The sequence below is a fragment of the Mycobacterium sp. MMS18-G62 genome, assembly GCF_053877835.1.
On the sequence record NZ_CM132662.1, the window covers coordinates 2,854,922 to 2,870,959 of the forward strand.

Annotated in this window: 8 protein-coding genes; all 8 read left to right on the forward strand. The window is 65.4% G+C overall.

The annotated features are described in order from the left end of the window. The first annotated feature begins 193 nt into the window (after positions 1-193). The 8 genes from ACWW36_RS14225 (at position 194) to ACWW36_RS14260 (ending at position 16,021) form a co-directional block, all read left to right on the forward strand. Complete coding sequence (locus ACWW36_RS14225; protein ID WP_456142148.1) at positions 194-1,282, forward strand: ABC transporter ATP-binding protein; 1,089 nt, start codon at positions 194-196, stop codon at positions 1,280-1,282. Positions 1,283-1,290: 8 nt separating this feature from the next. Further along, the gene (locus ACWW36_RS14230; protein WP_456142149.1) at positions 1,291-3,489 is read left to right on the forward strand and encodes a molybdopterin-containing oxidoreductase family protein; all 2,199 of its coding nucleotides are present in this window, start codon (positions 1,291-1,293) and stop codon (positions 3,487-3,489) included. Between the two features lie 81 nt (positions 3,490-3,570). Beyond that, complete coding sequence (locus ACWW36_RS14235) at positions 3,571-5,262, forward strand: hypothetical protein (RefSeq protein ID WP_456142150.1); 1,692 nt, start codon at positions 3,571-3,573, stop codon at positions 5,260-5,262. Positions 5,263-5,683: 421 nt separating this feature from the next. Continuing rightward, positions 5,684-9,169, forward strand: coding sequence for a DNA-directed RNA polymerase subunit beta (gene rpoB, locus ACWW36_RS14240; RefSeq protein ID WP_456142151.1), 3,486 nt, complete (start codon positions 5,684-5,686; stop codon positions 9,167-9,169). A 39-nt stretch (positions 9,170-9,208) separates the two neighbouring features. Then, complete coding sequence (locus tag ACWW36_RS14245; protein ID WP_456142152.1) at positions 9,209-13,162, forward strand: DNA-directed RNA polymerase subunit beta'; 3,954 nt, start codon at positions 9,209-9,211, stop codon at positions 13,160-13,162. Positions 13,163-13,269: 107 nt separating this feature from the next. Then, a complete protein-coding gene (locus ACWW36_RS14250; RefSeq protein ID WP_456142153.1) occupies positions 13,270-14,022 on the forward strand; it encodes a deoxyribonuclease IV in 753 nt (250 codons plus the stop codon). A gap of 77 nt (positions 14,023-14,099) precedes the next feature. After that, positions 14,100-15,179 (forward strand): phosphatase PAP2 family protein, encoded by a 1,080-nt coding sequence (locus ACWW36_RS14255; protein ID WP_456142154.1) that lies wholly within the window; start codon positions 14,100-14,102, stop codon positions 15,177-15,179. Beyond that, positions 15,176-16,021 carry an extracellular catalytic domain type 1 short-chain-length polyhydroxyalkanoate depolymerase gene (locus ACWW36_RS14260; RefSeq protein WP_456142155.1) on the forward strand — a complete coding sequence of 282 codons (846 nt, stop codon included), beginning with the start codon at positions 15,176-15,178 and terminating at the stop codon, positions 16,019-16,021. Before ACWW36_RS14255 ends, ACWW36_RS14260 begins: the two co-directional genes overlap by 4 nt. Positions 16,022-16,038 lie beyond the last annotated feature (17 nt).

Genomic DNA, 16,038 nt, shown 5'->3' on the forward strand with positions numbered 1-16,038 from the left:
GCGCCGTCGGCGCAGCCGACAAACAAACGACGTGGGGCGGATCCAGCAAACAGATCCGCCCCACAGTCGTGTCTGCGGGTCATCACAATCTGGCTGCAGACGAGTGTTGCGCTCGTAGGGCGTAAGCTACAGTGACTCAAGCCACAGGCGGGAGGCCTGTGGCGGGGACCAGGCATTGGCGGAAGGATCGCGCGTGGGCATCGGAATCCAAGTTGAGGGACTGACCAAGTCCTTCGGGCCCCAGCGAATTTGGGAAGACGTCACGATGGACATCCCGGAGGGGGAGGTCAGCGTGCTGCTGGGCCCGTCGGGCACCGGCAAGTCGGTGTTCCTGAAGTCCCTGATCGGGCTGCTGCGCCCCGAGCGCGGCAAAATCATCGTCGACGGCACGAACATCATCGAATGCACGGCCAAGGAGCTCTACGAGATCCGCACGCTGTTCGGCGTGATGTTCCAGGACGGCGCCCTGTTCGGCTCGATGAGCCTGTACGACAACACCGCTTTCCCCTTGCGTGAGCACACCAAGAAGAAGGAAAGCGAGATCCGCAACATCGTCATGGAGAAGCTTGAACTCGTCGGCCTGGCCGGTGACGAGACCAAGTTTCCCGGCGAGATCTCCGGCGGTATGCGCAAACGTGCCGGCCTGGCCCGCTCGCTGGTGCTCGACCCGCAGATCATCCTCTGCGACGAGCCCGACTCGGGTCTGGATCCGGTTCGTACCGCCTACCTGAGCCAGTTGCTGATCGACATCAACGCGCAAATCGACTGCACGATCCTCATCGTCACGCACAACATCAACATCGCTCGCACCGTGCCGGACAACATCGGCATGCTGTTCCGCAAGCATCTGGTGATGTTCGGTCCGCGCGAGGTGCTGCTGACCAGCGACGAGCCGGTTGTGCGCCAGTTCCTCAACGGCCGCCGCGTCGGCCCGATCGGTATGTCCGAGGAGAAGGACGAGTCGACGATGGCCGAAGAGCAGGCCATGGTCGATGCCGGTCACCACGACGGTGGTGTCGAAGAGATCGTGGGCGTGCCACCGCAGATCACCGCGACCCCGGGTATGCCGGAGCGTCAGGGCGTTCATCGCAGGCAGGCCCGTGTGCGCGAGATCCTTCACACGCTGCCGCCGGCTGCGCAGGAAGCCATTCGCGACGATCTGGAGGGCACGCACAAGTACGCCGCGGCGACGCTGCCAGACGATGCCGCGACCGCCCGGCACCGTTCCGCCGCCGACGACGACGCGCCGACAGGCCGAATCCCGGTCTCCGAAGAGCGCTAGCCGCAGGCATGCCCGCCGAGCCAAAGGCTCGTCAACAAAGAACGACGTTCTGCCGGATCTGTGAGCCGCTATGCGGCATGATCGCGACCGTCGACGACGGTCGGCTGGTTTCGCTGCGTCCCGATAAGGACCATCCGCTTTCGGCTGGGTTCGCCTGCCAGAAGGGCATCGCGTTCACCGAGGTCGTCAACGACCCCGACCGCGTCACGACCCCGTTGCGCCGAACCGGGCAGGGTTTCGAACCGGTCAGCTGGGACGAGGCGATGACCGGCATAGCCGACCGGCTGGCCGATATCCATCGCCGGCACGGATCCGGTGCCATCGGCTGGTATTACGGCAACCCCGGCGCGTTCAGCTACTCGCACACTCTGAGCCTGACCATGTTCATGGCCGGCTTCGGCCCGCGGTTGCACGTATTCACCGCGGGGTCGCAGGACGTGAACAACCGCTTCGTGGCCAGCCAGCTGCTGTACGGAACGCCACTGGCGCTGCCGATACCCGACGTTCTGCGCACCGAGTTCCTCGTCGTCATCGGCGCGAACCCGATCGTCTCGCACGGCAGCGTGCTCACCGCGCCGCGGATCAAGGACCGCATGCACGACATCGTCAAGCGCGGCGGCCGCGTGCTGGTGATCGATCCACGCAAGACAGAGACCGCAGCGCAGTTCGAATGGTTGGGCATCGTTCCCGACGGCGACGCGTTTCTGCTGCTCTCACTGCTGCACGTCTTGTTCGCCGAGAACCTCGTCGACCGTGCTCGCCTTGCCCGTCAGGCCACCGGCGGTGTGTGGCTCGAACAGCTGGCCCGGCCATTCAGCCCCGAGGCCACGCAGCCGCGCACGGGCATCGACCCGGACACCGTGCGGGCGCTGGCCCGCGACCTGGCGCGCACACCGCGCGCGGCAGTGTACGGGCGCGTCGGCACCAGCACCGGCGAAAACGGCACGCTCACAACATATTTGCTCGACGCCGTAAACCTCGCGGCGGGCAACCTCGACGCGCCCGGCGGCAGCATGTTCGGCCGGTTCGGCTTCCCCGGCGAGCGGTGGGCGATGAAGGTCCTTGGGTCGCTGCTGCGCATGGTCTACAGCCGCAGACGGTCGCGCATCGGCGGCTTCCCCTCGGTGCTGATGTCCGAGCCCGCGGGGGTGATGGCCAAGGAGATCACCACGCCTGGGGCCGGCCAGGTGCGGGCGCTGTTGGTCAGTGCGGGCAACCCGGTGCTGTCCGTACCCAACGGCGACGAACTCGAGGCGGCCCTTCGCGGGCTGGAGCTGATGGTCGGCATCGACCTCTACGTCAATGAGACGTTGGCGCACTGCGACTACGTGCTGCCTGCCGCGACGATGTATGAGCGCGACGACTTTCCCTTGCCGTTCCAGACGTTGCAGCCAACCCCGTTCCGCCAAGCCACCGAGGCCGTCATACCGCCCGTCGGTCAGGCACGCGCCGAGTGGGAGGTCATCGACGAGATCACCCGCCGCCTGTGGCGACGCACGCCGGGATTGACAGCGATCGGTCTGGCGCGAAAAGGGTTGGCGCTCTTTGGTATTCGGCTGAGCCCTCGGCTACTCGTCGACGCGGTGATCCGGCTCGGCGACGGCGGCGACCGGTTCGGCCTGCGACGCGGCGGTCTGACATTCGCTCGGCTGACGCGCGACCACCCACACGGCAAGGTGCTGGACAAGCATCTGCGCGACGGCGTGCTCGCCAAGACTGTCGTCTACCGCGGCGGGCGGATGCGGCTGCGCCACGACGAGATCGCCGCCGAAGTCGAGGCGCTGTCACGCCGCAGCGTGCCCGACGGTTATCCGATGCGGCTGATCGGCATGCGCGAGACCCGCTCGGAGAACTCGTGGATGCACAATTCGCCTCTGCTGATGCGCGGCGATCGCACCCAGCACGCCCGCATGCATGTCGACGACGCGGCCGCGGCGAACGTCGTCGACGGTGAGACGGTGCTGATCGTGTCGCCGCATGGCCAGATCGAGCTACCCGTCGTCGTCACCAAGGACATCGTCGAAGGTGTCGTCGCCGTCCCGCACGGTTGGGGCCACAAGGGCACCGGCGGCTGGCGGGTTGCCAACGGCGCCGGCGGTGCGAACGTCAACCGCCTGATGTCCTCTTCTGCCGACGATCTCGAGAAGCTGGCCGGGATGGCGCGGCTGACCGGTGTGCCTGTCCGGGTCGAACGCGTCACTTCCTGACAGCGGCGTCAATTTCTGTAAACGCCGTCGTCCTATCCGGGACTCGCGGTACCGTGACCGCGGTTTCGGACAGGAGACGGCATGGTCGACCGGTTCTCGGTGTGGTTGGGCGCAGGTGTGGTAGCCGCCGGCATGGCGGCGGCAATGATCTCGGGGACGGCCATCGCATTCGCCGAAACGGGTTCGTCCGATACCGGCGGCGCTTCTTCTTCGGCATCGTCGGCATCGTCGGAATCATCGAAACCCGCTGAAACCAAGGCGGATTCGGAGAAGGACGAGTCGACGAAACCGGCGAACCCCAAGCCGACTGAGTCGAAACCGGCCGACGAATCGACGGCCAAGCCCGATGGCAAAGATCTCGACGAACCAGCTGGCGACTCGTCCAGCGGTTCTAACTCCAAGCCGAAGTCGAACGATCCGCCGACACCCACGCCAAAAAGCCATCTGACCAGTGACTTTCAGCAGTCCGAGGATCGCGTCACCGAGCCCGTTGAGGCAACAACCAAACCCGCGGCCGATCCAAGACCGACCGAGGCTGCCGACGACCATCAGGTCGTCGAAACTGCGGAACCATTGAAGGTGGTCGCCGACAATCCCAAGCCGAAGTCTGCGGCTACGGCAGTACCTTCTGCCGTGGCATTTGCGGCGCCGAAGATGGCCGACGCAGCGGTCACCGCTGAGGCCGCAGCGCCGCCGCAGCCGTCGCTCATCAACGTGATCGGCACGCTGATCTTCACCGTCTTCAACGTGGCCACCCGCCTTTTCGAAGGACCGCCGGTGTTGCCGCCGGGCAGCACCGTGACCGTGCGCAGTTCCACGTTGCAACTCGGCGCATACGAGGTGCCGGCGGATTGGTACTTCCCGACCGATCCGGATCCCGACCGGCTCATCTACCTCCAGCACGGCTTCCTCGCCAGCGGCCGCTTCTACAGCTACACCGCAGCAACCCTTGCCGAGCAGACCCACAGCATTGTCGTCGCACCCACGGTGACGTCGAACTTCTTTGCGGCTGACGGCTTTTGGATCGGCGGTGCCCCGCTGCAGAGTGCCGTCGCCGACTTGTTCGTTGGCAAGCGCGACGCATTGACCGCCAGCGCCATCGCGGCCGGTTATGAAGGCACCACGCTGCCGCAGCGGGTCGTCATCGCGGGCCATAGCGCAGGCGGCGGCCTGGCACTGGCCGTCGCGGGTTACATGGTCGAGAACGGGACGATCGATGACCTGGCAGGCCTTGTGCTGCTCGACGGTGTGGCGATGGGCGACGCGTCGGCACTTATCGACAATGTCCCAGACGACCTGCCCGTGTATCAGATCGCGTCGCCTCCGTACGCGTGGAACATGTTCGGCGCCACCAGCGATGCGCTGGTGAAAGCGCGACCGGGCCAGTTCAACGGCGTAGAGCTCGTCGGCGGGTCGCACATCGACGCGATGCAGGGCGGCAACCCGTTGTTGCAGTTTGCCGCCTACCTGGTTGCCGGCTTCTCGCAGCCGCAGAACATCGAGGCGGTCAAGATCCTGGCCGCCGGCTGGATCAACGACATGTTCGCGGGCACGCATACGGGCATTTACGCCGAGCCCGGTGATTCGATCGCGATCCCGACAGCCGCCGGCGCGGCCACCGCGATCGCGCTTCCGGCATCGGAGGCCTCACTCTCGCCGCTGGATCAGCTGCTGCGGTGGTTGTTCGTCACTGGCTCTCAGTCGTTGTTCAACTTCGGATCGTCGGGCACAGCCGACGCCACGGTCGCGAACAAGGAAACCTCGGCGGCCTGAACTGATCTTGAAGCGGGATCCGTCGGCATCGGCCACAGGTTTAAACGGAAAACTCCACACCAAACACGGCGCTATCTCTTGACGAGACGGCCGCAAGAGGCCAATCTGTTGGGCAGCATGTTTGCACGGGTTAAGGACGCCAGCCAGCGCCCGGTTATCTCTGCATGCGGAGGTTGAGGAATACGCCGTCCTGCGCTATGGTTGGACGTTGCGCTGGCTGCATCCTGCCCACCTCACACCCGCACCTGACACTGTGGTCCTAGCCTGAGCCTTGATTTCGCGCTCAGTGATCTAGTCGCGTGCCGTGCGTTCGGGAGGTCTGGACTTGAGAAAGCCAGCCGAACCGACGCAGATATAGCGACAACAGGTCCGGTGCGAGCCGGCATCCGAATCGTCGCATGAGGTGCTGGAAGGATGCATCTTGGCAGGGTCCCGCCAAAAGTCCGCAGTAGCTACCACTAACAACTCCGTTCCAGGAGCACCAAACCGAATTTCTTTTGCCAAGCTCCGTGAACCGCTCGAGGTTCCGGGGCTGCTTGACGTGCAGACCGACTCGTTCGAATGGCTGATCGGCTCCGAGCGCTGGCGCGAGAACGCCAAGGCCCGCGGTGACGTGACCCCCGTCGGTGGCCTCGAGGAGGTTCTCGCCGAGCTCTCGCCCATCGAGGATTTCTCCGGCTCGATGTCGCTGTCGTTCAGCGATCCGCGCTTCGACGAGGTCAAGGCTCCTGTCGACGAGTGCAAAGACAAGGACATGACCTACGCGGCTCCGCTGTTCGTCACCGCGGAGTTCATCAACAACAACACCGGTGAGATCAAGAGCCAGACGGTCTTCATGGGTGATTTCCCGATGATGACCGAGAAGGGCACCTTCATCATCAACGGCACCGAGCGTGTCGTGGTGTCCCAGCTGGTCCGCTCGCCCGGCGTGTACTTCGACGAGTCCATCGACAAGTCGACCGAGAAGACGCTGCATTCCGTCAAGGTGATCCCTGGCCGCGGCGCGTGGCTGGAGTTCGACGTCGACAAGCGCGACACCGTCGGAGTGCGCATCGACCGCAAGCGCCGTCAGCCGGTCACCGTGCTGCTGAAGGCGCTCGGCTGGACCAACGAGCAGATCGTCGAGCGGTTCGGCTTCAGCGAGATCATGATGAGCACGCTGGAGAAGGACAACACCGCAGGCACCGACGAGGCGCTGCTGGACATCTACCGCAAGCTGCGTCCGGGCGAACCGCCGACCAAGGAGTCCGCGCAGACCCTGCTGGAGAACCTGTTCTTCAAGGAGAAGCGCTACGACCTGGCCCGCGTGGGTCGCTACAAGGTCAATAAGAAGCTCGGCATCACCGCAAAGCCGGCCGAGTCGACGTCGACCACGCTGACCGAAGAGGACGTCGTCGCCACGATCGAGTACCTGGTGCGGCTGCACGAGGGTCAGGCCAGCATGACCGTCCCTGGTGGAGTCGAGGTTCCGGTCGAGGTCGACGACATCGATCACTTCGGTAACCGTCGTCTGCGCACCGTGGGCGAGTTGATCCAGAACCAGATCCGGGTCGGCCTGTCCCGCATGGAGCGCGTCGTTCGCGAGCGCATGACCACCCAGGACGTCGAGGCGATCACGCCGCAGACCCTGATCAACATCCGTCCCGTCGTGGCGGCGATCAAGGAGTTCTTCGGCACGTCGCAGCTGTCGCAGTTCATGGACCAGAACAACCCGCTGTCGGGTCTGACCCACAAGCGCCGCCTGTCGGCGCTGGGCCCGGGTGGTCTGTCCCGTGAGCGCGCCGGCCTCGAGGTCCGCGACGTGCACTCGTCGCACTACGGCCGCATGTGCCCGATCGAGACGCCGGAAGGGCCGAACATCGGTCTGATCGGTTCGCTGTCGGTGTACGCGCGGGTCAACCCGTTCGGCTTCATCGAGACCCCGTACCGCAAGGTCGTCGACGGTGTGGTCAGCGACGAGATCCACTACCTGACCGCCGACGAGGAGGACCGCCACGTCGTGGCGCAGGCCAACTCGCCGATCGACGACAAGGGCCGCTTCGTCGAAGAGCGCGTCCTGGTCCGCAGGAAGGGCGGCGAGGTCGAGTACGTCTCCTCGACCGAGGTCGACTACATGGACGTCTCACCGCGCCAGATGGTGTCGGTCGCGACGGCGATGATCCCGTTCCTCGAGCACGACGACGCCAACCGTGCCCTGATGGGTGCCAACATGCAGCGCCAGGCGGTTCCGCTGGTGCGCAGCGAGGCCCCGCTGGTCGGCACCGGTATGGAGCTGCGCGCCGCGATCGACGCCGGCGACGTCGTCGTGTCTGACAAGGCAGGCGTGGTCGAGGAGGTCTCGGCCGACTACATCACCGTGATGGCCGACGACGGCACCCGGCACACCTACCGGATGCGTAAGTTCGCCCGGTCCAACCACGGCACCTGCGCCAACCAGCGTCCGATCGTCGACGCCGGTGACCGCGTGGAGGCCGGACAGGTGATCGCCGACGGACCGTGCACCCAGAACGGTGAGATGGCCCTGGGCAAGAACCTGCTCGTGGCGATCATGCCGTGGGAAGGCCACAACTACGAAGACGCGATCATCCTCTCCAACCGCCTGGTCGAAGAGGACGTGCTCACCTCGATTCACATCGAGGAGCACGAGATCGACGCCCGCGACACCAAGCTGGGCGCCGAGGAGATCACCCGGGACATCCCGAACGTCTCCGATGAGGTGCTGGCCGACCTCGACGAGCGCGGCATCGTCCGCATCGGCGCCGAGGTCCGCGACGGCGACATCCTGGTCGGCAAGGTCACCCCGAAGGGTGAAACCGAGCTGACTCCCGAGGAGCGGCTGCTGCGAGCGATCTTCGGTGAGAAGGCGCGCGAGGTGCGCGACACGTCGCTGAAGGTGCCGCACGGTGAGTCCGGCAAGGTCATCGGCATCCGCGTGTTCTCTCGCGAGGACGACGACGAGCTGCCTGCCGGTGTCAACGAGTTGGTCCGGGTCTACGTCGCGCAGAAGCGCAAGATCTCCGACGGCGACAAGCTGGCCGGACGCCACGGCAACAAGGGCGTCATCGGCAAGATCCTGCCGGTCGAGGACATGCCCTTCCTGCCTGACGGCACCCCGGTCGACATCATCCTGAACACGCACGGTGTGCCGCGACGGATGAACATCGGCCAGATCCTCGAGACTCACCTCGGCTGGGTGGCCAAGGCGGGCTGGAAGATCAACGGTTCGCCGGACTGGGCGAGCGGATTGCCACAGGAGCTACTTGAGGCGGAGCCGAACACCATCGTCTCGACGCCGGTGTTCGACGGTGCGCGCGAAGAGGAGCTACAGGGTCTGTTGTCCTCGACGCTTCCCAACCGCGACGGCGAGACGCTGGTCAACGACGACGGCAAGGCGATGCTGTTCGACGGCCGCTCGGGAGAGCCTTTCCCGTACCCGGTGACCGTCGGCTACATGTACATCCTCAAGCTGCACCACCTCGTGGACGACAAGATCCACGCCCGCTCCACTGGCCCGTACTCGATGATCACCCAGCAGCCGCTGGGCGGTAAGGCGCAGTTCGGTGGCCAGCGGTTCGGTGAGATGGAGTGCTGGGCCATGCAGGCCTACGGCGCGGCGTACACGCTGCAGGAGCTGTTGACCATCAAGTCCGACGACACGGTCGGTCGCGTCAAGGTGTACGAGGCGATCGTCAAGGGCGAGAACATCCCCGAGCCGGGCATTCCGGAGTCGTTCAAGGTGCTGCTGAAGGAGCTGCAGTCGCTGTGCCTCAACGTCGAGGTGTTGTCTTCTGACGGAGCCGCGATCGAGATGCGTGACGGAGACGACGAGGACCTGGAGCGCGCTGCTGCCAACCTCGGAATCAACCTGTCGCGCAACGAATCTGCCTCTGTCGAAGATCTCGCCTAAGTAATTGGCTACAAATCCCGAAAGGGGAAAGGGAGTTACGTGCTAGACGTCAACTTCTTCGATGAACTCCGCATCGGTCTGGCCACCGCGGACGACATCCGTAACTGGTCCTACGGCGAGGTCAAGAAGCCGGAGACCATCAACTACCGCACGCTCAAGCCCGAGAAGGACGGCCTGTTCTGCGAGAAGATCTTCGGACCGACTCGCGACTGGGAGTGCTACTGCGGCAAGTACAAGCGCGTGCGCTTCAAGGGCATCATCTGTGAGCGCTGCGGCGTCGAGGTGACCCGCGCCAAGGTGCGTCGCGAGCGGATGGGCCACATCGAGCTCGCCGCGCCCGTCACGCACATCTGGTACTTCAAGGGCGTTCCGTCGCGCCTTGGCTACCTGCTCGACCTGGCGCCGAAGGATCTCGAGAAGATCATCTACTTCGCGGCCTACGTCATCACCGCGGTCGATGCGGAGATGCGGCACAACGAGCTGTCGACGCTCGAGGCCGAGATGGCCGTCGAGCGCAAGGCCGTCGAGGATCAGCGCGACGCCGATCTGGAAGCCCGCGCCCAGAAGCTCGAGGCCGACCTCAAGGAGCTCGAAGAGGAAGGTGCCAAGTCCGACGTGCGCCGCAAGGTGCGCGACGGCGGCGAGCGCGAGATGCGTCAGCTCCGCGACCGCGCCCAGCGTGAGCTGGACCGGCTCGAGGAGATCTGGACCACCTTCACCAAGCTCGAGCCCAAGCAGCTCATCGTCGATGAGAACCTGTACCGCGAACTGGTCGACCGCTACGGCGAGTACTTCCAGGGTGCGATGGGCGCGGAGTCGATCAAGAAGCTCATCGAGAACTTCGACATCGACGCCGAGGCTGAGAACCTGCGTGACGTCATCCGAAACGGCAAGGGCCAGAAGAAGCTTCGTGCCCTCAAGCGCCTGAAGGTGGTCGCGGCGTTCCAGCAGTCGAGCAACTCGCCGATGGGCATGGTGCTCGACGCGGTTCCGGTGATCCCGCCGGAGTTGCGCCCGATGGTGCAGCTCGACGGTGGCCGGTTCGCCACGAGTGACCTCAACGACCTGTACCGCCGCGTGATCAACCGCAACAACCGCCTCAAGAGGCTGATCGACCTCGGTGCGCCCGAGATCATCGTCAACAACGAGAAGCGGATGCTGCAGGAGTCGGTGGACGCGCTGTTCGACAACGGCCGTCGCGGCCGCCCGGTCACCGGACCGGGTAACCGTCCGCTGAAGTCGCTTTCCGATCTGCTCAAGGGCAAGCAGGGCCGGTTCCGCCAGAACCTGCTCGGCAAGCGCGTCGACTACTCGGGCCGTTCGGTCATCGTGGTCGGCCCGCAGCTCAAGCTGCACCAGTGCGGTCTGCCGAAGCTGATGGCGCTCGAGCTGTTCAAGCCGTTCGTGATGAAGCGTCTGGTTGACCTGAACCACGCGCAGAACATCAAGAGCGCCAAGCGGATGGTGGAGCGTCAGCGTCCGCAGGTGTGGGACGTGCTCGAAGAGGTCATCGGCGAGCACCCGGTGCTGCTGAACCGCGCACCGACGCTGCACCGCCTCGGTATCCAGGCCTTCGAGCCACAGCTGGTGGAGGGCAAGGCCATTCAGCTGCACCCGCTGGTCTGTGAGGCATTCAACGCCGACTTCGACGGTGACCAGATGGCCGTGCACCTTCCGCTGTCCGCGGAGGCGCAGGCCGAGGCACGCATCCTGATGCTGTCGTCGAACAACATCCTGTCGCCGGCATCGGGCCGCCCGCTGGCCATGCCGCGTCTGGACATGGTGACGGGTCTGTACTTCCTGACCACCATGATCGAGGGCGACACCGGCGAGTACCAGCCGGCCGCCAAGGACAAGGCCGAGTTCGGCGTGTACAGCTCGCCGGCCGAGGCGATCATGGCGATGGACCGCGGCGCGCTTTCGGTGCGGGCCAAGATCCGGGTGCGGTTGACGCAGCTGCGTCCGCCCGCCGATCTCGAGGCCGAACTGTTCGGCGACGAGGGCTGGAAGCCGGGCGACGCCTGGACGGCCGAGACCACGCTGGGCCGGGTGATGTTCAACGAGCTGCTGCCGCTGGGCTATGCCTTCGTCAACGAGCAGATGCACAAGAAGGTGCAGGCTCGCATCGTCAACGATCTGGCCGAGCGCTACCCGATGATCGTGGTCGCTCAGACCGTCGACAAGCTCAAGGACGCCGGCTTCTACTGGGCCACCCGTTCGGGTGTCACGGTGTCGATGGCGGACGTGCTTGTGCCGCCGGAGAAGCAGGAGATCCTCGAGCGCTACGAGGCCGAAGCCGACACGATCGAGAAGAAGTACCAGCGCGGCGCGCTCAACCACGACGAGCGCAACGAGGCACTGGTGAAGATCTGGCAGGACGCCACCGAAGAGGTCGGTAAGGCGCTGCGGGAGCACTACCCGCCCGACAACCCGATCATCACGATCGTCGAGTCGGGTGCGACGGGTAACTTCACCCAGACCCGCACGCTGGCCGGCATGAAGGGCCTGGTGACCAACCCGAAGGGTGAGTTCATCCCGCGTCCGATCAAGTCCTCCTTCCGTGAAGGCCTGACGGTGCTGGAGTACTTCATCAACACGCACGGTGCTCGAAAGGGCCTGGCGGACACCGCTCTTCGCACCGCCGACTCGGGTTACCTGACCCGTCGTCTGGTGGACGTGTCGCAGGACGTGATCGTGCGCGAGCACGACTGCGAAACCGAGCGCGGCATCACGGTGCACCTGGCCGAGCTGCAGGGCGATGCGCTGGTTCGCGACCAGCACGTCGAGACGTCTGCCTACGCGCGGACGCTGGCGCAGGACGCGGTCGACGACAAGGGCAACGTGGTCGTCGAGCGCGGTCACGACCTGGGCGACCCGGCGATCGAGGCACTGCTCGCGGCGGGCATCACCGAGGTGAAGGTCCGCTCCGTGTTGACCTGCACGACCGGCACCGGCGTGTGCGCGATGTGCTACGGCCGCTCGATGGCGACGGGCAAGCTCGTCGACATCGGCGAGGCGGTCGGCATCGTGGCCGCACAGTCTATCGGTGAGCCCGGCACGCAGCTGACCATGCGTACGTTCCACCAGGGTGGCGTCACCGGCGGTGGCGACATCACCGGTGGTCTGCCACGCGTGCAGGAGCTGTTCGAAGCTCGCGTTCCGCGGGACAAGGCGCCTATCGCCGACGTCACCGGACGTGTGCGCCTCGAGGAGGGCGAGCGCTTCTACAAGATCACCATCGTTCCCGACGATGGTGGCGAGGAAGTGGTCTACGACAAGCTCTCCCGTCGTCAGCGCCTGAAGGTGTTCAAGCACGAGGACGGCACCGAGCGGCTGCTCGCCGACGGCGACCACGTCGAGGTCGGACAGCAGCTGATGGAAGGCTCCGCCGATCCGCACGAGGTGCTGCGTGTCCAGGGCCCGCGCGAGGTGCAGATCCACCTCGTCAAGGAGGTCCAGGAGGTCTACCGCGCTCAGGGCGTGTCGATCCACGACAAGCACATCGAGGTCATCGTCCGGCAGATGCTGCGTCGCGTCACGATCATCGATTCGGGTGCGACGGAGTTCCTGCCCGGCTCGCTGACCGAGCGTGGCGAGTTCGAGACCGAGAACCGTCGGGTGGTTGCCGAGGGTGGCGAGCCCGCGGCGGGTCGCCCGGTGCTGATGGGTATCACCAAGGCGTCGCTGGCCACCGATTCGTGGCTGTCGGCGGCGTCGTTCCAGGAGACCACGCGAGTGCTGACCGATGCGGCGATCAACTGCCGCAGCGACAAGCTCAACGGTCTGAAGGAGAACGTGATCATCGGCAAGCTGATCCCGGCAGGTACGGGCATCAGCCGGTACCGCAACATCCAGGTGCAGCCGACCGAAGAGGCCAGGGCCGCCGCGTACACGATCCCGTCGTACGAGGATCAGTACTACAGCCCGGACTTCGGCCAGGCCACCGGAGCCGCGGTGCCGCTGGACGACTACGGCTACAGCGACTACCGCTAGTCAACAACGGAAGAGCCCCCGCTTCGTGCGGGGGCTTTTTCGTTGGCGTTCCTCCCGCCGACGGAACACTCGCCGAGCAGTCGGTGTGCACGCCTAGACTCGTCCCCGTGCTTATTGGTTCGCACGTCCACCAAGACGATCCCCTGGCCGCAGCCGATGCCGACGGCGCCGATGTGGTGCAGTTCTTCCTCGGCAATCCGCAGAGCTGGAAGAAGCCCAAACCGCGCGACGACGCGGAGGTGCTCAAGGCGTCGAGCATGCCGCTGTATGTCCACGCGCCGTATCTGATCAACGTGGCGTCGGCCAACAACCGGGTGCGTATCCCGTCGCGGAAAATCCTGCAGGACACCTGCGATGCGGCGTCGGAGATCAATGCGACCGCCGTGATCGTGCACGGCGGCCACGCCGACGACAACGACATGGAGGCCGGCTTCGAGCGCTGGGTCAAGGCGCTGCAGTACCTCGAGACCGACGTGCAGGTGTATCTCGAGAACACCGCAGGCGGCGATCACGCGATGGCGCGTTACTTCGACACCATCGGCCGGCTGTGGGACCACATCGGAGACAGCGGCATCGGGTTCTGTCTGGACACCTGCCATGCCTGGGCAGCGGGTGAAAAGCTCATCGACGCCGTCGACCGCATCAAGGCACTGACCGGGCGTATCGACCTCGTGCACTGCAACGACTCGCGAGACGCCGCCGGTTCGGGCGCCGATCGGCACGCCAATTTCGGCACCGGCCAGATCGATCCTGACCTGCTCGTCGCGGTCGTGAAAGCCGCCGACGCACCAGTGATCTGCGAGACTGCCGACGAGGGCCGCAAGGACGACATCGCATTCCTTCGCGAACACATGAGCTAGGCGCGCCTGAAGCACGGTTAGGTAACCGAACGGTCACCTAACCTGCGGTAACGCGCTGGTGAACTACGCTGAATTGAGTGTCGGCAGTTGACGACTCGCCAATTGCGTCGGTCCGCATCGAGGATGCGGTCCAGACGCGCGAATACCGACTGACGATCGCGCGTCGAGTTGCGATCGCGATATGGGCCGTCGTGGTTGTGTATCGCACGGCCACAACGGGTTTTGCGTTCAATCGCGAGCTGCTGCTGCTCTACATCTGCAGCGGACTCATCGCGGCGAGCATCGGTCGGGGCCGACGCATGCTCTACGTCGTTCGCGACTGGCTGCCGTTTGCGTTGGTGCTCGTCGCCTACGACCTCAGTAGGGGAGCGGCGACGTTGGTGGGCCGGCCGACGCTGTGGCAGTGGCAAGCCGACACCGATCGTTGGCTGTTCTTCGGGACGGTGCCGACGGTGTGGCTGCAGGAGCATCTGAAGCTGCCCGACCCGCCCTGGTGGGAGGTCGTGATAAGCACGATCTACATGTCGTTTTTCATCCTGCCGTACATCGTCGCCGCGGTGCTGTGGCTGCGCGACCGCGAGGAGTGGAAGTCGTTCATCCGGTTGTTCGTCGGATTGTCCTTTACGGCGCTGATCTTCTACGTATTGCTGCCTGCAGCACCGCCATGGGCGGCGGCCCGATGCACAGCCGTCGAAGTCGCTGGGGGTCCGTCGAACCCCGATTGCATGTCCCGGCTCGGGGGAGGTGTGCCCGACGGCGGGCTGCTGGGCGCAATGCAAACCGCACGCGGCGGCGCCAACGATTGGGTCGAGCGCATCGTCACCCGCGGCTGGGGCAGGCTCAACCTGCAGACCGCCAGCGCGTTGATCGACCAAGTGCAGTCGAGCGTCAACCTGGTCGCGGCGATCCCGTCGCTGCACGCGGGCTTGTCCGCCGCCGTCGCCGCATTCCTGTGGTCTCGGGTTCAACGGCGGTGGCGCCCACTGCTGATTGCGTATGTCCTCGTGATGGCGTTTGGCTTGGTCTACACCGCCGAGCACTACGTCACGGACATCCTTCTCGGCTGGTTGCTCGCCGCGGTCGTCGTGCTGGCGATTGGACGCTTCGAATCGTGGCGAAGGCAAAAGACCGCATGCCTCGCTACCGTGGAGCCGTGACCGCTCGCCTTGCCGCGCTGCTCATCGTGATCCTGTTGGCATCAGGCTGCGCCGCTCCGGGTTCGGCGGCACCGCAAGGCTTTACCGAGGGCGCGTCGCAGCACGCGATGAACTTCGGCGGGTTGGAGCGGTCCTACCGGCTGTACGTTCCATCGGGGCTGGCGACACCAGCGCCGCTTGTCGTCATGCTGCACGGCGGCTTCGGCAGCGCGCAGCAGGCCGAAAGGGCTTACGGCTGGGACCAGTTGGCCGACGGCGCCAAGTTCGTCGTGGCCTATCCCGACGGTGTCGGCCGGGCATGGAACGCGAACGGCGGCTGTTGCGGTCGCGCCGGCCGTGACGGCATCGACGACGTCGGATTCGTCACCGCAGTGGTCGACGCTGTCGCAGGCAACCTCGACATCGATCGCTCGCGCGTATATGCCACCGGTATCAGCAACGGCGGCATGCTGACCTACGCCCTGGCGTGCGACACCGCCACCTTCGCGGCGATCGGACCAGACTCGGCTACCCAGCTCGACAAATGCGCGGCGCCACATCCGACGTCCGTGATGCACATCCACGGCACCGCCGATCCGCGGATCCGGTACGACGGCGGCCGCGGCTCGGGTGTCGCGACACCGAACGGCGGTCCGTCGATGCCCGACCTGAACGCGTTCTGGCGCAACGTCGACCAGTGCCTGCCCCCGACGGCGTCCACTGAAGGCGCGATCACCACCTCGATCGCCGACTGTCCCGATGGCCGCGCCGTCGCGCTGGTGACCGTGGACGGCGGGGGACACGAGTGGCCGTCGTTCGCGACACAGGCGCTGTGGCAGTTCTTCGCCGCCCATCCACGCTGACACAACTATTACGTCTC